17 protein-coding genes and 1 rRNA gene are annotated in these 19,759 nt (G+C 68.2%); 3 read left to right on the forward strand and 15 right to left on the reverse strand.

The features are described from left to right. The 3 genes from G9373_RS21585 to G9373_RS21595 all read right to left on the reverse strand — a co-directional run. Positions 1-113: ribosomal RNA gene (locus tag G9373_RS21585) — 16S ribosomal RNA — on the reverse strand; the annotation flags it as partial. A gap of 605 nt (positions 114-718) precedes the next feature. Further along, positions 719-1,996: a tyrosine--tRNA ligase gene (tyrS, locus tag G9373_RS21590; protein WP_005260429.1), complete on the reverse strand. Its 1,278-nt coding sequence runs from the start codon at positions 1,994-1,996 to the stop codon at positions 719-721. Positions 1,997-2,004: 8 nt separating this feature from the next. Then, positions 2,005-2,622, reverse strand: a complete 618-nt coding sequence (locus G9373_RS21595) for a DNA-3-methyladenine glycosylase (RefSeq protein ID WP_005260428.1) — start codon at positions 2,620-2,622, stop codon at positions 2,005-2,007. Positions 2,623-2,714: 92 nt separating this feature from the next. On the opposite strand from G9373_RS21595, the gene G9373_RS21600 reads away from it, so the two are divergent. From G9373_RS21600 to G9373_RS21610, 3 genes are read left to right on the forward strand one after another with little or no spacing between them, the layout of a single operon-like run. Continuing rightward, on the forward strand, positions 2,715-3,446 hold the full coding sequence (locus G9373_RS21600; RefSeq protein WP_005260427.1) for an ABC transporter ATP-binding protein: 732 nt from the start codon (positions 2,715-2,717) through the stop codon (positions 3,444-3,446). Next, on the forward strand, positions 3,446-4,201 hold the full coding sequence (locus G9373_RS21605) for an ABC transporter permease (RefSeq protein WP_037204898.1): 756 nt from the start codon (positions 3,446-3,448) through the stop codon (positions 4,199-4,201). Before G9373_RS21600 ends, G9373_RS21605 begins: the two co-directional genes overlap by 1 nt. After that, the gene (locus G9373_RS21610; RefSeq protein WP_005260425.1) at positions 4,198-4,824 is read left to right on the forward strand and encodes a TetR family transcriptional regulator; all 627 of its coding nucleotides are present in this window, start codon (positions 4,198-4,200) and stop codon (positions 4,822-4,824) included. Before G9373_RS21605 ends, G9373_RS21610 begins: the two co-directional genes overlap by 4 nt. Before the next feature lie 25 nt (positions 4,825-4,849). On the opposite strand, the gene G9373_RS21615 is transcribed toward G9373_RS21610, so the two are convergent. The 12 genes from G9373_RS21615 to pheT form a co-directional block, all read right to left on the reverse strand. After that, positions 4,850-5,062: a Trm112 family protein gene (locus tag G9373_RS21615; RefSeq protein WP_005247353.1), complete on the reverse strand. Its 213-nt coding sequence runs from the start codon at positions 5,060-5,062 to the stop codon at positions 4,850-4,852. Positions 5,063-5,100: 38 nt separating this feature from the next. Next, positions 5,101-8,091, reverse strand: a complete 2,991-nt coding sequence (locus tag G9373_RS21620; protein WP_283290268.1) for an acyl-CoA synthetase — start codon at positions 8,089-8,091, stop codon at positions 5,101-5,103. Between the two features lie 106 nt (positions 8,092-8,197). Beyond that, positions 8,198-9,616, reverse strand: coding sequence for an argininosuccinate lyase (gene argH / locus G9373_RS21625; RefSeq protein ID WP_005260423.1), 1,419 nt, complete (start codon positions 9,614-9,616; stop codon positions 8,198-8,200). Between the two features lie 2 nt (positions 9,617-9,618). Then, positions 9,619-10,818, reverse strand: coding sequence for an argininosuccinate synthase (locus G9373_RS21630; protein ID WP_005247359.1), 1,200 nt, complete (start codon positions 10,816-10,818; stop codon positions 9,619-9,621). A 47-nt stretch (positions 10,819-10,865) separates the two neighbouring features. Next, positions 10,866-11,402, reverse strand: a complete 537-nt coding sequence (locus G9373_RS21635) for an arginine repressor (RefSeq protein ID WP_167116755.1) — start codon at positions 11,400-11,402, stop codon at positions 10,866-10,868. Further along, a complete protein-coding gene (gene argF / locus G9373_RS21640) occupies positions 11,399-12,346 on the reverse strand; it encodes an ornithine carbamoyltransferase (protein WP_054245880.1) in 948 nt (315 codons plus the stop codon). The genes G9373_RS21635 and argF overlap by 4 nt, the downstream gene beginning before the upstream one ends. Beyond that, complete coding sequence (locus G9373_RS21645) at positions 12,343-13,542, reverse strand: acetylornithine transaminase (protein WP_005571080.1); 1,200 nt, start codon at positions 13,540-13,542, stop codon at positions 12,343-12,345. Before G9373_RS21645 ends, argF begins: the two co-directional genes overlap by 4 nt. Beyond that, positions 13,539-14,465: an acetylglutamate kinase gene (argB, locus tag G9373_RS21650; RefSeq protein WP_005571081.1), complete on the reverse strand. Its 927-nt coding sequence runs from the start codon at positions 14,463-14,465 to the stop codon at positions 13,539-13,541. Before argB ends, G9373_RS21645 begins: the two co-directional genes overlap by 4 nt. Then, on the reverse strand, positions 14,462-15,706 hold the full coding sequence (argJ, locus tag G9373_RS21655; RefSeq protein ID WP_054245879.1) for a bifunctional glutamate N-acetyltransferase/amino-acid acetyltransferase ArgJ: 1,245 nt from the start codon (positions 15,704-15,706) through the stop codon (positions 14,462-14,464). The genes argB and argJ overlap by 4 nt, the downstream gene beginning before the upstream one ends. Further along, the gene (gene argC, locus G9373_RS21660) at positions 15,703-16,758 is read right to left on the reverse strand and encodes an N-acetyl-gamma-glutamyl-phosphate reductase (protein WP_005247372.1); all 1,056 of its coding nucleotides are present in this window, start codon (positions 16,756-16,758) and stop codon (positions 15,703-15,705) included. The genes argJ and argC overlap by 4 nt, the downstream gene beginning before the upstream one ends. Positions 16,759-16,826: 68 nt before the next feature. After that, entirely contained in the window at positions 16,827-17,225 is a 399-nt protein-coding gene (locus G9373_RS21665; protein WP_005260418.1) for a hypothetical protein, read from the reverse strand. Between the two features lie 44 nt (positions 17,226-17,269). After that, on the reverse strand, positions 17,270-19,756 hold the full coding sequence (pheT, locus tag G9373_RS21670) for a phenylalanine--tRNA ligase subunit beta (RefSeq protein ID WP_005571084.1): 2,487 nt from the start codon (positions 19,754-19,756) through the stop codon (positions 17,270-17,272). Positions 19,757-19,759: the final 3 nt, after the last annotated feature.

Below are 19,759 nucleotides of genomic sequence, written 5' to 3' on the forward strand. Positions count from 1 at the left end.
GTGTTACTCACCCGTTCGCCGCTCGTGTACCCCGAAGGGCCTTACCGCTCGACTTGCATGTGTTAAGCACGCCGCCAGCGTTCGTCCTGAGCCAGGATCAAACTCTCCGTTGAAGACTCTAGATTTCGAAACCCCACAGGGTCCCTAATCAGTCATAGACATCGAGTCAAATCACTAGCAATCAAAAACTCAAACTAGCATTTTCAAACACTGACCCCCCTCCGACGGAAGAAGGAGAAGAGCCAGCAAATACCCACACCACACAACCCCCGAAACCCGAAGGCCCCGAAAGCAATTCGTGATGCGGAGTACCAAAAACATTTGGCACTGACATTCATCGACACACTGTTGAGTTCTCAAAGAACACGCACACACCATCACTTCTGGCTCACTCGCCAGCCGCTCCGGGGCAACTTTTCCAGTTTATCTCCTGCCGCATCCCGGCGCAAACCGGGGCGTCAGGACATCTCGAAAGCATCGAACCAGGTTCGGTATTCTCGGGAAGTTCAGGCGCCTGCGTCCAACCTCGTGTCCCCGGCCTCTCGGTCGGGGTTGGTGTCCGTGTCGCTCTGACCTGGAATAAGTTACGCGACGGGAAACGGAGCGTCAAATCCCCAGGTCACAGGCATCCGGTATGTAAAATCCGCTGGTGGCCCGTGCTGCGCGCGGGCCACCGGACCGGAATTCGCCGAATTACGCCGGTGTGACCCGCCGCACGCTAGTTCGACAGCACCTTGATGCCGGCGAAGTTCCGCTTTCCACGGCGAATCACGAGCCACGTTCCATGCAGCAGATCGGTCGGTGCGGGGGTCCAGTCCTCACTCGAGACCTTCTGGTTGTTCACCGAAGCGCCGCCTTCCTTCACGGTGCGGCGGGCCGCACCCTTGCTCTCGCACAATCCGCTGAGAACCAGGAGGTCGACGATGCCGGCGGGCTCCCCCGGCGCAAGTTCCGCGACGGACGCCTCCCGAAGGGCGGCACCGAGCGTCGGCTCATCCAGGTCCTGCAGTTCCGCGCGGCCGAACAGCGCCTGGCTCGCGAGCTCCACGGCACGAGTGTTGGCTTCGCCGTGCACGAGAGTCGTCATTTCGGCGGCGAGCCGGCGCTGCGCCTCCCGTGCATGCGGCCGCTCGGCCGTCGCCGTCTCCAGTTCCGCCAACTCCTCGGCCGTGAGGAAGGTGAACCACCGCAGGTACTTGATGACGTCGGCGTCGCCGGTGTTCACGAAGTACTGGTACCACGCGTAGGGGCTCGTCATCTCCGGGTCGAGCCACAGGCTTCCGCCTCCGGTCGACTTCCCGAACTTCTTGCCGTCCGCCGACGTGACGAGCGGGACGGTCAGACCGTGCACCGACTCGGCGTCGATGCGACGGTTCAATTCGACGCCGGCGATGATGTTGCCCCACTGGTCGGATCCGCCGACCTGCAGCGAGCAGCCGTGACTGCGCCGCAGGTGCAGGTAGTCGTTGGCCTGGAGCAGCATGTAGCTGAACTCGGTGTAGGACATGCCGTCGGATTCGAGGCGCCGCTTGACGGTGTCTCTCGCGAGCATCACGTTGACGGAGAAGTGCTTGCCCACGTCGCGCAGGAAGTCGATGGCCGACAGCTTGCCGGTCCAGTTCATGTTGTTCTCGATGATCGCGCCGCTCGGCGAGTCGTCGAAGTCGACGAAACGTTCGAGCTGACCCCGGATCCGATCGGCCCATTCGGCCACGGTGTCGGCGGAGTTCATCGTCCGCTCACCGACGTCGCGGGGATCGCCGATCAGACCCGTCGCTCCACCGGCCAGCACGACGGGGCGGTTGCCCGCACGCTGGAATCGCTTCAGTGCGAGCAGGGGCACGAGATGGCCGGCGTGCAAACTCGGCCCGGTCGGATCGAAACCGGCATAGAGCGTGACCGGTCCGGCGTCGAGATCACGACGCAGCGCGTCCAGATCGGTTGATTGGGCGATGAGCCCGCGCCAGGTCAGTTCATCGATGATGTTCTCAGTCACGGGTCCGATCATCCCATCTGCTCGTCGGCGGGCATCGCACGCGGGCTCCTCCGGTACACGGAGACGGCCGGCGACTCCGGAATCCAGAAGCGCCACGGCCGGTCCGCGGCCGCGCTGACGCCGACCCGGGGGCCACTCGCCCATCCGTCCGACTCCGCGACCTCCAGCCGAACCGGCGAATCGTGCTCGAACAACGCCGCACCGTTCTCCGCGAGGGTCACGCCGGTCGCGGACCCCAGGTTGCCGGGACCGCGCGCCCAATCCGCAGGTCGCGTGACGCGGGGCCGGCGCGCCTGAACCGTGGCGCAGCCGTCGAGCACTTCGCCCGCCCGGAGAAGCACCCCGCCCGCGCTTCCGACCGGCCCGTACGACACGTTCATGCAGAAGTGCATCCCGTAGCTGCGGTAGACGTACAGGTGCCCGGCCGGGCCGAACATCACCTCATTGCGCGGCGTCCTCCCTCGGTACGAGTGCGATGCCGGATCGGGCCACGGGCCGTCCTTCTCCCCGCCGTACGCCTCCACTTCGACGATGCGGATGCGGACGTCTCCGACGATCAGCGTGGATCCGAGAACGATTCGCGCGGCGTCGACGGGGTCCGCCCGGTCAAGTCGATCGATGGTCACGTCCCGATTCTCCACAACCGTTGACTCGCCACCCCGTCGGTCGCATAATTCATCAAGCAATGAATTCACCCAGTGATGAATTGAGGCCCGCCATGACCGGCAGCCCGGTGATCGACATCCGAGATCTGCACGTGCGAAGAGGCAGGAACGAAGTGCTGCACGGCATCGACGTTCAGGTGCCGAGCGGATCCATCACCGGCCTCCTGGGACCCTCCGGCTGCGGAAAGACCACGCTGATGCGGTGCGTGGTCGGCACGCAGATCGTGGAATCGGGGACGGTCACGGTGCTGGGCGCCCCCGCAGGCTCGGTCTCGTTGCGAAGCCGCATCGGATACGTCACCCAGTCACCCAGCGTGTACGCCGACCTCACGGTCAAGAAGAACGTGGCCTACTTCGCCGCGCTCTACGGCCAACCGTCGGACGCGGTCACCGAAGCCGTCGAGGCGGTGGGTCTGACACGCTTCGCAACCCAGAAGGCGGCGGATCTGTCGGGAGGACAGCTGGGACGGGTCAGCCTCGCCTGCGCGCTGGTGGCACGCCCCGAGGTCCTCGTCCTCGACGAGCCGACCGTCGGCCTGGACCCACTCCTGCGCGTCGAACTGTGGGAACGGTTCGACGCTCTCGCCGACACCGGTACCACCCTGCTCGTGTCGAGCCACGTCATGGACGAGGCCGAACATTGCGCTTCGCTCCTCCTCATGCGCGACGGCTACGTTCTCGCGCAGGTCTCCCCCGGCGAACTCCGGGAGCAGACCGGTGAGGCGAGCCTCGAAGACGCCTTCCTTAACCTCATTCGCGCATCACATGTCGGGAGCGAGAACTGATGAACGTCACGATCTTCGCAGCCACTGCGGGCCGGATCCTCGCGCAACTACGGACGGATCACCGCACCGTCGCCATGATTCTGGTGGTACCCAGTCTGCTGATGGTGTTGCTGTACTTCCTGTATCAGAACGTTCCGGCGCCACCCGGTCAGCTGTCGCTGTTCGAGCGCGTCGCGATCACGATGCTCGGCATCCTGCCGTTCGTCGTGATGTTCCTGGTCACGTCGATCGCGATGCAGCGCGAACGGACGTCGGGAACACTCGAACGCCTGCTCACGACCCCCATGGGCAAACTCGACCTGCTCGGCGGCTACGCTGCCGCGTTCTCCACGGCCGCTGCTGCGCAGGCGGCGCTCGCCTGCGTCGTCTCGTTCGGATTCCTCGGCCTCACCACCGAGGGCAGCGTGACGTGGGTGCTGCTGATCGCCGTGCTGAACGCGATACTCGGCGTCGCCCTCGGCCTATTGTGCAGCGCCTTCGCGCGCACCGAGTTCCAGGCGGTGCAGTTCATGCCGGTGGTCGTGGTGCCCCAGCTCTTCCTGTGCGGTCTGCTCGTTCCGCGAGATCAGCTCCCCACCTGGCTCGAGTGGATCAGCAACGCCCTCCCGCTGAGCTACGCGGTCGAGGCGCTGCAGCAGGTCGCCACCCATCCCGGGGCGACGGGGCTCATGTGGCGCGACCTGGCGGTGGTCGCCGCCTTCGCGCTCCTCGCACTGTCGCTGGGCGCCGCGACTCTGAGGCGTCGCACACCATGACCGGCCCCGCGACACGCGCGGACGCCACCCCGGGTCTGCGCACGGGACGACGCCCGGGCAACCCGGACACACGGTCACGAATCCTGGCGAGTGCACGGAAACTGTTTGCACAGAACGGCTTCGACAAAACCAGCGTGCGCTCCGTGGCCACCGGTGCCGGCGTCGACTCCGCCCTGATCCACCACTACTTCGGAACCAAACGAGATCTGTTCCTCGCCTCGGTCGACATTCCCGTGGATCCGACGCAGGTGATCGCTCCGGTGCTCGACATTCCGACGGGCGAGGTCGGTAGTCACCTCGCCCGGGCCGTCTTCTCCATCTGGGAGTCGCCGCACAAGCCCGCCGTGGTCGCGGCGTTCCGGTCCGCGATGGCGGGAAACGAACCCAATCTCATTCGCACGTTCCTCCTGGAGGTCGTGCTCCGAGACCTCGGACCGCGCGTCGACGAGCCACCGGGAACCGGGATGCTGCGCATGCAGCTGGTGGCATCCCAGATGGCCGGGGTTCTGGTGACGCGGTACATCCTCGAATTCGAGCCACTCGCGTCGCTGCCCGTCGACGACCTCGTCGCGATCGTCGGACCGACGTTGCAGCGCTACCTCACCGGAGCTCTGCCGGTGTGATCGGGCTCGCCCGAGTCCGGTGTGATCAGGCCTCGCCGGCAGCCCGGGCGAGCAGCGTCTCGTGCTCGTCCGCGCCGACGTCCCGGGCCTCGTCGATGAGGAGGACGGGAATCCCGTTCTCGATGGGATACGCCCGTCGCAGTCGAGGGTTGTAGAGCAGCTCGTCGCCGACCAACAGCAGAGGACCCTTGTCCTGTGGGCACGCGAGAATGCCGAGCAACGTCGGATCAATAACCACGGAAGTCCTCTCCAACCGTTCGGGTGAGCAGTGTCAGATTACCGCGCACCGGCAGGCACCCCGGCCGAGCCGTTCCGAAACTCCGCGGCCACCGCCTTGGTCAGTCGCTTGTACTGCTGCGATTCCGGATCGACGTACCACACACGGGTTCCCGGCTTGGGCAGTCCGGCCGCGCTCAGCGCCTCGGCGTTCGGACGGTACGAGGACCCCAGCGGGATGTCCTCCACCACCTGGAAGATGTCGGGTCGCAGCGCGGGAGGAAGCACCTCGAAGGCGTCGGAGATCTCCGCCAGCCTCGGCGCCCGCCCTTCGCGGAGGGTGAACGCGGCCACGGCCAGTGTCCGGCCGCCGACCTCCACCCCGTAGGCAACCGCGAGGTCGACGCGATCGACGGACACGAGCGCATCGACGATCGGCTGGGTGAACACGGCTCCCCTCGAAGTCGCGATGACGGTCTTCCTGTGGTCGACCAGCCAGAAGTCCCCGTCGGCGTCGCGACGGAAGAGGTTCTCCGTCGGAATCCAGGCGTCGCCCGCGGCAAAGATCCCCCGCATCGCGCCGCCGGACATCTCGGCGTGCACGCCCGCCCTGCCGAGGAGCAGACCGACCTCGTCGTCCTGGCATTCCCGGACGAACCCCTGCTCGTCCTCCAGCAGTCGCCCGGCGATCGGGTCGTAGGCCGCGAGCCGAACCTCCGCGCTCCCCGGGAGGGGGCGCCCCTTTGCCCCGACCTTCGCGCCTGCGACGTTCGCGAGAACCACGTCGCCCTCGGTGGACGCGTAGAACTCGAGGACCTTCGCCGGTGCGAACCGCTCCGTCGTGCGACGCCACAACCCCTGCGGCATTCCGGATCCGATGAAGAGCCGGACGGGGTGACTGCCGTCGAGCGCGAGGTTCTCGGCGTCGAGGATTTCTCGCATCATCGTCCACGTGTAGCTCACCACGGTCACCCCGTAGCGGTGGACTTCCTCGGCGAACCGCTCGGGATCGACTCCGCGTGAGAGCGCGATCCGGGAGCCACCTGCCACGGCACCACCGATCGCGGCCAGTAGGCTCGACGAATGATGCAGGGGTGCAAGGCAATACACGGTGTCGCCACGGTCCAGATCGGCGGCCGAGGCCGTTCCGAACGCCGACAGCGCCCACCGGTAGTTGGTGATCTGTTTCGTCTCCCAGTGGCCGTTGGACTCACTGCAGATGATGAATGCCAGTTCACGAGCGAGACCGGGATCGGGCCGGTACCAGCCCGGCAGTGTCACGGCGGCGGGGTCGATCTTCTCGAGGTCCACGACGTTCGCCGAGGGATCCACGTCGAGGTCGCGCTGGTCGCCACCGCCCAGAACCAGGACCTGCATCCCGGTCGCGATCGCCGCGTCGAGATTCTCCGGGTCGGTGACGATGCGTTCGACACCGTCGATGCGGATCGCGGTGTGGACCTCCCGGCCCGGGGGCAGCAAGACAGCCACGGCACCGAGACGGGACAGCGCCGCGATGGCGGCGAGCGCACTCGGGCGCGTCTGCATCACGACGCCGACGTGAGCGGCGGGACGGACACCGGCCTGGATCAGGCCGCGCACCACGTTGTCGATCCGCTGATTGACCGCCGCGTAGGTATGGACGCGATTGTCGAAGAGGAAGCACTCGCCGCCCGGCGCCTTCCGCCCCTGTTCGGCCAGCAACCGGCTGAGCGAGATCTGGGTGTGGGGCTGCATCTGACCGAGCCGTGCCAGCCGCGGCAGCGCCCGCGTGGCCTCGCCGGACAGCTCCACCGTTCCCCGCAGCGCCCCCGAAGCGAAATCACTGATCCCCTTGCCGACACCGACGCCGACCTCGGCGACCGACGCCACGGTGTGAATGATGCGGTCGCTGATGGAGACTCCGGATTCGCTGCCGAAATGTTCGTCGTAACGCATGAGCTCGATAGTGGTGGGCCGTGGGCCGAGACCCTCGTTCCACAGCACCCATTTCCCGGTCGTGGGCCACGTGTGGGTCGCCGCAGCCGAACCGACGACGAGGCCGAAATGTCCTGCCCGCAAAGTTGATTCGTACACATTCGCCCGTGGGGCGGCCCGGCGGATACCGCGGACAGCCAACGGCTGACCGATGTCGTCGACTTCCCCGACGAACGCGAGGATGGGGCAGGTCAACTCCGCGAGCGACACCACCTGATCCTTGATCACGAACCCGCCGGTCATCATGCGGTTGTGCACGATGAACTGCTTGAGCAACTCCGCAACAGCCGGACCGGACCACGCCACCCAGCCCTCGGTCGCGAGGAAGCGCCGCTGCTGCTCCCGCGGCAACAACGCTTCCCGGTCGTGCAACTGACGCAGGAAGTCGAGCCTCGACTTCAGCGTTTTTACGGGATCGAGGAGCTGAAAACCGGTGCGCGCCATCCACCCCGAGACCGCGAGCCGGTTGAAGACGTGGTCGGCGAGGAAGCCGGCAGCGTCGGTGGCGAACCCCGCAGGAATACCGAACGGCAACCCGGCGAGCGTGTCGACCGGACTGCCGAACGTCACGAGGCCGGCGATGTTGCGACTGCGGCGGTAGGCGGCGGCCTGGTAGGCGAACATGCCGCCCTGCGAGTATCCGGACAGGTAGACGTCACGACCGGTGTGCGCCCGCACCTGGTCGATGATCTCGCTGATCGCGACGATGTGGTCGGCGAGATTCCGATCCCACCCGCCCTCTTCGGAATCCGGCGATCCGAAGTCGACCACCCACGGGTCGATCCCCATCGAGTGCAGGATGCCGACTGCGCCCTGATCGCGGGTCACATCGTAGACGTCGGCCGACATCATCATCGGCGGGACCAGAACGATCGGGGGCCCGGCGTCGGCAGGGTCGGTGTCGGGGAAATACCTGCGGAGCCGATACATCGGTGCGCGTTCGACCACCTCGAACGGCGACGTGGTGAGGTCCGTCTCGAGTCCACCGAGGCGAACTACCTCCAACCCGTTCTGCGCCGTCGCCACCACGCGACGGATCGGGCCCATCACCGTTTCGGTATTCAGTCCCACGAACACTCTCCCAGACTCTCGAACTGTGACGCACGTCTCACTGCCGCCCGCCCTCACCCTACTGCGCTCGACGCGTCACACAGCCCCTAATCCGGGGCGTCCGACACGGGCGTCATCGACACCACTCACGCAGCGACTCGGACAGCTGACGGACCCCGCCCAACTGTTCGGCCACACGGATACCGGCTGTACCGCCGCGGGCGTTACGCGAGGCGATCGAGCCCTCGACGGTGAGCACCTCCCGCACGTCCGGAGTGAGCGCCGGATCGACCCCGGCGAGTTCGTCGTCGGTGAGATCCTCGAGTCCGACGGCCCGCGCCTCGGCAACGCGGACGCACGCCCCCGCCGCCTCGTGCGCGACCCGGAACGGGACGCCCTGACGAACGAGCCACTCGGCGATGTCGGTGGCCAGCGTGAAGCCCGCCGGTGCCAGTTCCGCCATTCGGTCCGTGTGGAATTCGAGAGTGGACACCAGTCCGGTGATCGCCGGGAGCAGCAACTCGAGCTGTGCCACCGAATCGAAGACCGGCTCCTTGTCCTCCTGCAGATCCCGGTTGTACGCGAGCGGCTGCGCCTTCAGGGTGGCCAGCAGACCGGTCAGGTTGCCGATCAGCCGCCCGGACTTGCCGCGGGTGAGCTCGGACACGTCCGGGTTCTTCTTCTGCGGCATGATCGACGAGCCGGTCGACCAGGCGTCGGCGAGCGTGATGTAGCCGAATTCCGGAGTGCTCCAGAGGATGACCTCCTCGGCCATCCGCGACAGGTCGACGCCGATCATCGCGAGCACGAACGCCGCCTCGGCCGCGAAGTCCCGCGACGACGTGGCGTCGATCGAGTTCTCGGCCGACGAATCGAAGGCGAGCTCCGCGGCGATCGCCTCGGGATCGAGTCCGAGTGACGATCCGGCCAGCGCTCCGGACCCGTACGGCGACACGGCCGCCCGCACGTCGAAGTCCCGCAGCCGCTGAACGTCGCGGAGCAACGGGTGCGTGTGTGCCAGCAGGTGGTGCGCGAGCAGCACCGGCTGCGCGGCCTGCAGGTGCGTCTTGCCCGGCATCACCGCGGAGGGGTGCGCCGCGGCCTGCGTCGCGAGTGCGTCGACGACGTCGAGGACACCCGCGGCCACGCGGCGGACGGCGTCCCGCAGCCACATCCGAAACAGCGTCGCCACCTGATCGTTGCGCGAACGCCCGGCGCGCAGGCGTCCCCCGACCTCGGGACCGACCCGATCGATCAGGCCTCGCTCGAGCGCCCCGTGCACGTCCTCGTCGGATTCGCTCGGGACGAACTCGCCGCTCGCGACGTCGGCCGCGAGCCTGCCGAGACCGTCGAGCATCGCCGCCAGGTCGTCGTCAGCCAGCAGGCCGGCCTTGTGCAGCACCCGGGCATGGGCCTGGGACGCGCGCACGTCGTACGGAGCCAGCACCCAGTCGAAGTGGGTGGACTTGCTCAGCGCCGCCATGGCGGCGGCCGGTCCGGACTCGAACCGGCCGCCCCAGAGGGCTCCTTCGTTGGTGCCGTGAGCACTCATACCTAGAGGCCCAGATCGCGCTTCGCCGCGACCTTCGAGGACAGTCCGTGGATCTGCACGAATCCCTTGGCGTAGGACTGGTCGAACGTGTCGCCCTCGTCGTAGGTGGCCAGGTTGAAGTCGTACAGGGACTGGTTGCTGCGGCGGCCGTTGACGATGATCGCACCGCCGTGCAGCACCAGCCGGATGTCGCCGGAGACGCGTTCCTGCGTCTTCTCGATGAACGTGTCCAGCGCGACCTTCAGCGGGGAGAACCAGAGGCCGTCGTACACCAGCTCGCTCCAGCGCTGTTCGGTCTGACGCTTGTAGCGGCCGAGCTCGCGTTCCTGCGTGACGTGCTCGAGTTCCTGGTGGGCGTTGATGAGGACCATGGCTCCCGGAGCCTCGTAGATCTCACGGCTCTTGATGCCGACGAGACGGTCCTCGACGACGTCGAGGCGCCCGACGCCCTGAGCGCCGGCGCGGCGGTTGAGCTCCTGGATCGCTTCGAGGACGCTGACCGGCTTGCCGTCGATCGCGACGGGGCGGCCGGCCTCGAAGCTGATGATCAGCTCGTCCGGGGCCTGCCAGTTGACGGTCGGATCCTGCGTGTAGTCGTAGACGTCCTTGGTCGGCGCGTTCCACAGGTCCTCGAGGAACCCGGTCTCGACGGCGCGGCCCCACACGTTCTGGTCGATCGAGAACGGCGACTTCTTGGAGACGTTGATCGGGATCTCGTTCTCCTCGGCGAACGCGATCGCCTTCTCACGGGTCCACGCGTAGTCGCGGACCGGTGCGATCACGTCGAGGTCGGGAGCGAGCGATCCGAAGCCGACCTCGAACCGGACCTGGTCGTTGCCCTTGCCGGTGCAGCCGTGCGCGACCGTGGTGCCGCCGTGGGCGCGCGCCGCCTCGACGAGGTGCTTGACGATCAGCGGGCGGCTGATGGCCGACACGAGCGGGTAGCGGTCCATGTAGAGGGCGTTGGCCTGGATGGTCGGCAGGCAGTATTCGTCGGCGAACTCGTCGCGCGCATCCACCACGACCGACTCGACCGCACCGCAGTCGAGTGCACGCTGACGCACGACCTCCATGTCCTCGCCGCCCTGGCCGAGATCGATGGCGACAGCAACAACTTCCTTGCCCGTCTCCTTGCCGATCCAGCTGATGGCGACTGAGGTGTCCAGCCCGCCCGAGTAGGCGAGTACGACGCGATCGGCCATGGTCCTTGTGCTCCTTAGGTTGAAGATCTGTAGAGATGATTCAGTTGTCAGGCGAGGGATTCGATCTTGGCCGCGAGTTCCGCCCCGCTCAGCGGCTCGCGTGCCACCACGAGAATGGTGTCATCCCCCGCGATGGTTCCCACGACGTCAGGTAATGATGCCCGATCGAGTGCACTCGCCAGATAGTGCGCTGCCCCCGGGGGAGTTCGCAGCACCGCCATGTTGCCACTGGCATCGGTCGACACCAGTAACTCCCCCAGCAACCGCGACAGCCGGTCGGTTCCGCCGGAGACGCCGCGGACGGGATTTCCGTCCTCGGGCACCACATAGACCCCGGCCCCGCCGTCTGCGGCGCGAAGTTTCACGGCACCCAGTTCTTCGAGGTCTCGCGACAGCGTGGCCTGGGTGGCGTCGATGCCCTCGGCCGCGAGCAGCGCCGCGAGTTCGGTCTGGCTGCGGACAGGGTTGTTCGACAGGATCGCGACGATGCGCGCCTGCCGTCCCGCCCGAGTGGGTGCCGTCGCCGCGTTGGCGGCGCGCTGCGGCTGAGCCGCACCTGCACGCTGCGGGGGTGCCGCACTCACGGACGGTCCCCGGTTCGCTGCGCCAGCAGCCACACGAGCAGGGCCTTCTGCGCGTGAAGCCGGTTCTCCGCCTCGTCCCAGACGACGCTCTGCGGTCCGTCGAGAACCTCGTCGGTGATCTCCTCCCCGCGGTGGGCGGGCAGGCAGTGCAGGACCACCGCGTCGGCGTCGGCCTTCGCGAGGAGCGCCTCGTTGATCTGGAACGGGCGGAACGGACCGACCCGGTCGAGCCCGTCATTCTCCTGGCCCATCGACGTCCAGGTGTCGGTGACGAGTGCGTCCGCGCCGACGACCGCCGTCTGCGGGTCACCGCTGAGGGTGATGGTCGCGCCGGTCTCGCCCGCCCGCGCGCGGGCGGCCTCGACCACCCACGGCAGCGGTGCGAACCCCTCGGGGCTGGCGATGGTCACGTCGACGCCTGCGGTCACACCGCCCAGCATCAGCGAGTGCGCCATGTTGTTGGCGCCGTCGCCGAGGTAGGTGAGCTTCAGTCCCTTCAGCGAACCCTTCCGCTCCACGAGCGTCTGCAGGTCGGCCAGGACCTGGCACGGGTGGAACTCGTCGGACAGCGCGTTGACGATCGGGACGTCGGCGCCCGACGCCATCGCCTCGAGCCGCTTCTGCCCGAACGTGCGCCACACCACGGCGTCGACGTACCGCGACAGGACGCGGCCCGTGTCCTGCAGCGTCTCCTCACGGCCGAGCTGGGTGCTGCGCCCGTCGACGACGATCGCGTGACCGCCGAGCTGGGCGATGCCCATCTCGAACGAGAACCGGGTACGCGTCGAATTCTTCTCGAAGATCACGCCGACCCCGCGGGGGCCTTCGAGCGGGCGCTCCGCGAATGGGGCCTTCTTCAGCCTGGCGGCGAGCTCGAGGACCTCGGCCTGCTGTGCAGGGGTGAGGTCGTCGTCCCGGAGAAAGTGTTTGGCCACGGTCGTCACTGCTTTCCCGGCTGAGCGGCCGATTGCGCGTTGTCGAGAATCGCGGGCAGCGCCGCGACGAATCCTTCGGCCTGATCGTCCGTGAGGACCAGGGGCGGAGCCAGCCGGACGACGCCCGGTTGTGCGGCGTTGATCAGGTATCCGGCCTCACGCGCGGAGTTCTCCACCGCGGGGGCCACGTCCTGGGTCAGGACGATGCCGAGCAGCAGCCCGGCCCCGCGGACGTGGTCGATCAACGGATGTCCGAGACCTTCGATACCGGCCGACAGCGACTTGCCGAGCGTGTCGGCGCGGGAGATGAGGTCGTCTTCGGCGATCGTCCGCAGCACGGCGAGCGCCGCCGACGCGCAGACGGGGTTCCCGCCGAACGTCGTGCCGTGCTTGCCCGGCCCGAACAGGTCCGCGGCCGCGCCGGTCGCGATGCACGCGCCGATCGGCATCCCGCCACCGAGACCCTTCGCGAGGGTCATGACGTCGGGCACGATCCCGACCGCCTGGTGTGCGTAGAACCAGCCCGTGCGGCCGATCCCGGTCTGCACTTCGTCGAGCACGAGCAGGGCGCCGCGATCGGCGGTGATCTGCCGTGCGCCCGCGAGGTACCCCTCCGGCGGAACGACGACACCGCCTTCACCCATCATCGGCTCCAGGAACACGGCCGCGGTGTCGGCGTCGACGGCGCGGTCGAGTGCGTCGAGATCGCCGTACGGCACGTGCTCGACGCCCGGGGGCATCGGCTCGAACGGCGCGCGCTTGGCGGCCTGGCCGGTGAGCGCGAGAGCACCCATCGTGCGGCCGTGGAAGGAGTTCTCCGCGGCGATGATCTTCGATCGTCCCGTGGCCCGCGCGAGCTTGAACGCCGCCTCGTTGGCCTCCGTGCCGGAATTACACAGGAAGACACGTCCGGGGGCGCCCAGATGGGAGAGCAGCTTCTCGGCCAGTTCGATCGCCGGCTCGCTGGCGTACAGGTTCGACACGTGCCCGAGGATCGACAACTGCGTGGTGACGGCCTCGATGATCGCCGGGTGGGCGTGTCCGAGGATGTTGACGGCGATGCCGGCGAGGAAGTCGACGTACTCCTTGCCGTCGGCGTCGGTCAGCACCGCTCCCTGCCCGCGCGTGAGTGCCACCCGGGGGACGCCGTACGTGTTCATCAGAGCGCCGGACCAGCGCTGCTGGAGTTCCGGGGTTCCGGTCATGAGGCAACTCCCTCGGTAGGTGAAGTCGGGCCGGGCGTGACCATCGTGCCGATGCCCTCGCCGGTGAACAGTTCGAGCAGAACGGAATGGGCGACACGGCCGTCGATGACGTGCGCGGTGGGCACGCCGCCGCGGACCGCGCGCAGGCAGGCCTCCATCTTCGGCACCATGCCGGCGTCGAGGCTGGGCAGCAGTTGCGCGAGCGCGTCCACGTCGATCTCGGTGGCCAGCGAATCGCGGTCCGGCCAGTTCGTGTACAGCCCTTCGACATCCGTGAGGACCACGAGCTTCTCGGCGCCGATGGCCTCGGCGAGCGCTGCGGCGGCGGTGTCCGCGTTGATGTTGTGCACCACACCGTCCGAGTCGGGGGCGATGGTGGACACCACGGGAATTCGGCCCGCACGGATCAGATCGAGGACCGCCTCCGGGTTCACCGTCGTGACGTCGCCGACGAGACCGATGTCGGTCGGCGTGCCCTCGACCATCACGGTGCGCTTGGTGGCGGTGAACAGGTGCGCGTCCTCGCCGGAGATGCCGACGGCGTACGGTCCGTGCGCATTGATCAGTCCGACCAGTTCGCGGCCGACCTGACCGAACAGCACCATCCGGACGACGTCCATGACCTCGGGGGTGGTGACGCGGAAGCCGCCCTTGAATTCACCTGTCATGCCGAGCTTTCCGAGCATGGCATTGATCTGGGGGCCGCCGCCGTGCACGACGACCGGCTGAATTCCGACCGTCCGCAGGAACGCCATGTCGGCCGCGAACGCCGTCTTCAACGCGTCGTCGACCATGGCGTTGCCGCCGTACTTCACGACGACGACCTTGTCGCGGAACTGCTGCAGCCACGGCAGCGCCTCCGCCAGGACGTGCGCCTTCTGGTGATCGGTGATGCCGCTGAGTGCCTCGCTGGTCGCTGTCATGACGAATACGCCGAGTTCTCTTCGACATACGCGTGCGAGAGGTCGGTGGTCCGGATGGTCACCGCGTGTTCGCCGAGACCGAGGTCGATGTCGAGGGAGATGTCGATGTCGCTCAGGTCCACGTCCCGCGCACCCGGTGCGCCGACGCCGTCGATGCAGACGGGGGCGCCGTTGAACGACACCGAGATCTTGTCGGGGTCCAGTTCGATCGGCGCGATGCCGATTGCGGCGAGCACCCGGCCCCAGTTGGGGTCGGACCCGAACAGCGCCGTCTTGACGAGGCTGTCCCGCGCCACCGTCCGGGCGCCGATCAAGGCGTCGTCCTCGCTGACGGCGCCGCTGACCGTGACCCGCACCCGCTTGGTGACGCCCTCCGCGTCGGCCATCATCTGATCGGCCAGATCGTCGCAGACGGCCGTCACAGCCGCGTTCAGTTCTTCCTGGGTCGGTGTCACGTTGCTCGCACCGGACGCGAGCAGCAGCACCGTGTCGTTGGTCGACGTGGCGCCGTCGACGTCCAGCCGGTCGAACGTCACCCGGGTGGCCGCCCGCAGCGCGGCGTCGAGTTGTGCGGCGGTCGCGACGGCGTCGGTCGTCACCACGCACAGCATCGTCGCCAGCGCGGGGGCCAGCATGCCCGCGCCCTTCGCCATTCCGCCCACGTTCCACTTGTCCGCATGGTGCAGGGCGGCCTGCTTCGGCACCGTGTCGGTGGTCATGATCGCGTACGCGGCGTCGGTGCCACCCGAGATTCCCCCGGCGAGCTCGTGCACGGCCTCCGTGACACCGGCCAGGACCTTGTCCATGGGCAGGCGGTCGCCGATCAGGCCGGTGGAACACACCGCGACCTCGACGGCGCCGGTCTCGGTTCCCCAGTTGCTCAGCGCGGACGCCACTTCCTCGGCCGTCTTGTGCGCGTCCTGGAACCCGCCTGCACCCGTGCACGCGTTGGCCCCACCGGAATTGAGCACGACGGCGCGCAGCCTGCCCGTGGTGAGCACCTGTTGCGACCACAGCACGGGGGCGGCCTTCACCTTGTTCGCGGTGAAGACGCCCGCCGCTGCAAGCTCGGGTCCCTCGTTGACGACGAGAGCCAGGTCGGCGTTGCCGCTCGCCTTGATACCCGCCTTGATCCCGGCTGCGCGGAAGCCTGCGGGCCCCGACACTCCCTGGGTTCGGACCAGGGTGCCGCCGGCGACCTCCCGGGTCGGATGCGGATCGATCGTGCTGTCACTGCTCACGGGGCAACTCCCACTGTCGAGAGACCGGCGGTCTCGGGTAGTCCAAGCGCAAGATTCATCGATTGCACCGCTCCCCCGGCGGTGCCCTTCGCAAGGTTGTCGATCACCGCGACCACGACGATCTGACCGGCGTCGGCGTCGACCGTCACCGCGATCTGGACCGCGTTCGATCCGACGACGGCACCGGTCTGTGGCAGCACGCCCCGGGGCAGCACGTGCACGAACGGCTCGTCCGCGTAAGCCTTTTCGTAGATCGCGCGCACCTCGTCCTCGGACGCGGTGGTGGCCGCGGTGCACGTGGCGAGGATGCCGCGCGGCATCGGCGCCAGCACGGGGGTGAACGACACGGTGACGCGCTCACCGGCGAGTTCGGAGAGGTTCTGGATGATCTCCGGGGTGTGGCGGTGCACGCCGCCCACACCGTAGGCACGAACCGAACCCATCACCTCGGAGCCGAGCAGATCGGCCTTGGGTGCGCGTCCCGCGCCGGAGGCGCCGGTGACGGCGACGATCGTGACCCGCGGTTCGACGACACCCGCCGCGACCGCCGGAGCCATCGCCAGGCTCGACACCGTCGGGAAGCACCCGGGGACGGCGATGCGGGTGGCGCCGACGAGTTTCTCGCGGGCACCCGGGAGTTCCGGAAGTCCGTACGGCCAGCTGCCCGCGTGCGGGCTCTTGTAGTACCGCTCCCAGTCCTCGGCGTTCGTCAGCCGGAAGTCGGCACCGCAGTCGATGATGACGGTGGACTCGGGCAGCGCCTTCGCGTACTGCGCCGAATTACCGTGCGGCAGACCGAGAAACACCACGTCGTGTCCGGCGAGCGTCTCGACGGTGGTGTCCTCGAGCACTCGGTCGGCGAGGGGAAGCAGGTGCGGATGGTGCGAGCCCAGAGTCGATCCGGCGTTGCCGCCGGCTGTGAGCGCGCCGATGACGAGCGAACCGTCCGCATACGACGGGTGCCCCAGCAGCAGACGCAGCACTTCGCCACCGGCGTATCCGCTCGCGCCGGCGACAGCAATCCTGATCGGTTTTCCCGCGTGCTCAGTCATACGATTGATTATGCATCATCATGCAAGCTAATACACACCGCGGTCTCTGGACGGGCCGCAATCCGTGGTCACTGCTTGCCGAGCGACCGCCGAATCTCGTCGAGCTTGGCCTTACCCGCCTTCTCCCGCTTCTCCCACGCCTCGTCCAGCGACTGCCCCGACGGGCTGTCGTGCGCGAGTTCGGAGGAGCCCATCGCCGTCCCGAACCGTCCCTCGATCCGCTCACGCACCCGGTCGAACGTCGGGACCCCACCCGGCGTGTAGTCCGGCTCGGGCACATCCGGTGCGATGTGGGGCACGACCTCCGCGGTCACCGGATCCTCGGCCGGAATCGCCGCACCCACGTCCACCGCCGCGAGGAGCGCACCGAGGCCCGGACGACCCGCGGCCACCGCACGCACCACCTGGAGGAACTCGGCGTCGGTCAACTGACTCGCCGCCGCCACGACGTCGCGCACTTCGGTCATCGCACCGCTCCTCACCGTCCCTGGCCCTCCACCCAGGCTACGGGTCAGCTGCGGAGTTCGGCACCCACGGCAGCGGACGCCGCAGCCACCGCGGCGTCGCGGGCGGCGCTCGCCTCGTCCTCGGTCAGGGTGCGGTCGACGCCGCGGAATCGCAGCGCGAACGCCAGCGACTTCCGGCCCTCCCCGACCTGCTCACCTTCGAACACGTCGAACAGCCGGATGTCCTCGAGCAGCTCCCCTCCGCCCGACCGCAGGGCCGCCTGGACCTCGGCGGCGGGTACCGCGGCGTCGACCACGACCGCCACGTCCTGAAGGACCGCGGGGAAGGGCGAGACCTTCGGCGCGGGCAGGTTCTCCACCAGCGGCAGGGCGTCCAGATCGATCTCCACGGCACTCGTCCGCGGGGGAAGTCCGGCGCGCTCGAGCACGGCGGGATGCAACTCGCCCGCGTGTCCGACGACGACACCGTTCACGAGCAGCTCCGCGCCGCGACCCGGGTGCCACGGCAGGTACTGCGTCGCGCGGAACTCCAGTTCGACACCGGCAGCGGCAGCTACCGTCCGGGCGGCGGCGAACGCGTCGGTGGCGTCGGCCGCTCGGCCCGCGCCCCACGGACCGCTCGGCTCACGCTGCCCCGTGAGCACCGCCGCCACGTGCACCGGCTGATCCGGCAACGACTGCAGCAGTGCCGTGATCTGCTCGTCGGTCGGGCGCCGGTCCACCGGCAGCGCCTCGACCGGCTTGGTGTCCGCACCGGGCAGCACGACCTGCGCGATGCCGAACAGCGACAGGTCGCGTTGACCGCGGGAGACGTTGCGGGCGAGGACCTCGAGAAGTCCGGGCAGCAACGTGGTGGGCAGTTCCGGCCGATCGGATTCGAGCGGGTTGAGCACCCTGCTGGTGTTCCTGCGCGGATCCTCGGGATCCAGCCCCCACGTGTCGAAGATCGCCGTGGGCAGGAAGACCGGAGGCAGGATCTCGACGTATCCCGAGAACGCCAGGGCCCGGCCGACGGCGCGCTTGCGGCGCTGCGCCGGAGTCAACCCACGACCCGCGGGGGCTGCGGGCAGCACCGACGGAATCTTCTCGAGTCCCTCGAGGCGCAGCACCTCCTCCACCAGGTCGGCGGGCTGCACCAGATCGGGCCGCCACGATGGCGGGCCGGCGACGAGCTGACCGTGTCCGCTGTCGCTGACCCCGACCTCCACGTTGCAGCCGATCTGCGTGAGCCGGCGTGCAGCGGTGCCGTTGGGGTAGTCGACACCCGCCACGCGGTCGGGGAGGTCGATGTCCATGTGGATGGGCTCGTGCGGGGTGACCTCACCGATGTCGGTGAGCGCCGGATCGACCCGCCCGCCGGCGATGTCGACGAGCAGCGCGGCCGCCCGGTCCAGTGCCGCCACGGGGATCTCGGGGTCGACCACACGCTCGAAACGCTTGCCGGCCTCACTCGACAGCTTGTGCCTGCGCGCGGTCTTGAACACCGCGAGCGGATCCCAGGTGGCCGCCTCGAGCAGGATGTCGGTGGTTTCCGAGCCGACCTCGGTGGACGCGCCACCCATGATCCCGGCCAGCGACAGGACGCCCGAATCGTCGGCGATCACGACGTCCTCGGGGTCGAGGACGCGCTCGGTCTCGTCGAGAGTGGTCAGTTTCTCCCCCGCCACCGCGCGGCGCACGACGAGTTCGCCGCTGATCTTCGCAGCATCGAACGCGTGCAACGGCTGGCCCAGTTCGAGCAGAACGTAGTTGGTGACATCGACGGCCGGCGAGATCGGGCGGACCCCCGACAGCAGCAACCGGCGCTGCAGCCACCACGGGCTGACCGCCTTCGGATCGATACCCGTCACCCGGCGGGCCGCGAAACGCGTCGCCTTCGACTCCGGCTCGACGCGGATCGGCCACGCCTCCCCCTCCGCCGGGTACGGCGCCACCGACGCCGGGTCGGCGAAGTCGAGGTCGAACCCGCACGCCAGTTCACGGGTGAGCCCGCGGACGGAGAAGCAGTAGCCGCGGTCCGGGGTGATGTTGAGTTCGATGACCGTGTCGTGCAGGCCCATCAACTCGTTGGCGTCCGCGCCGGGGAGCGCGGTGCCCGGCTCGAGGACGAGGATGCCCGAGTGGTCCTTGCCGATGCCGAGTTCGGCCACCGAGCAGATCATCCCGTCGGAGACCTGCCCATACGTCTTGCGGGACGCGATGGCGAAACCGCCGGGAAGGACTGCGCCGGGGAGTGCGACCACCACGAGGTCGCCTACGTCGAAGTTCCGGGCGCCGCACACGATGCCCTGCGGCTCGGCCGCCCCCACATCGACCTTGCAGAAGCGGATCGGCTTCTTGAACTCGGTGAGCTCGGTGATCTCGAGAACCTTGCCGACCACGAGGGGGCCGTCGACGGGCTCGAGCCGGTCGACTTCCTCGACCTCGAGCCCGACCCGGACGAAACCTGCGTCGAGTTCCTCGGCGGTGACGTCCCAGTCCGGGGTGGCACGCTGCAGGATCTCGGTCAGCCAGGATTGCGCTACTCGCACGTC

The sequence above is a fragment of the Rhodococcus sp. A14 genome, assembly GCF_011603105.1.
Lineage (GTDB): Bacteria > Actinomycetota > Actinomycetes > Mycobacteriales > Mycobacteriaceae > Rhodococcus_F > Rhodococcus_F opacus.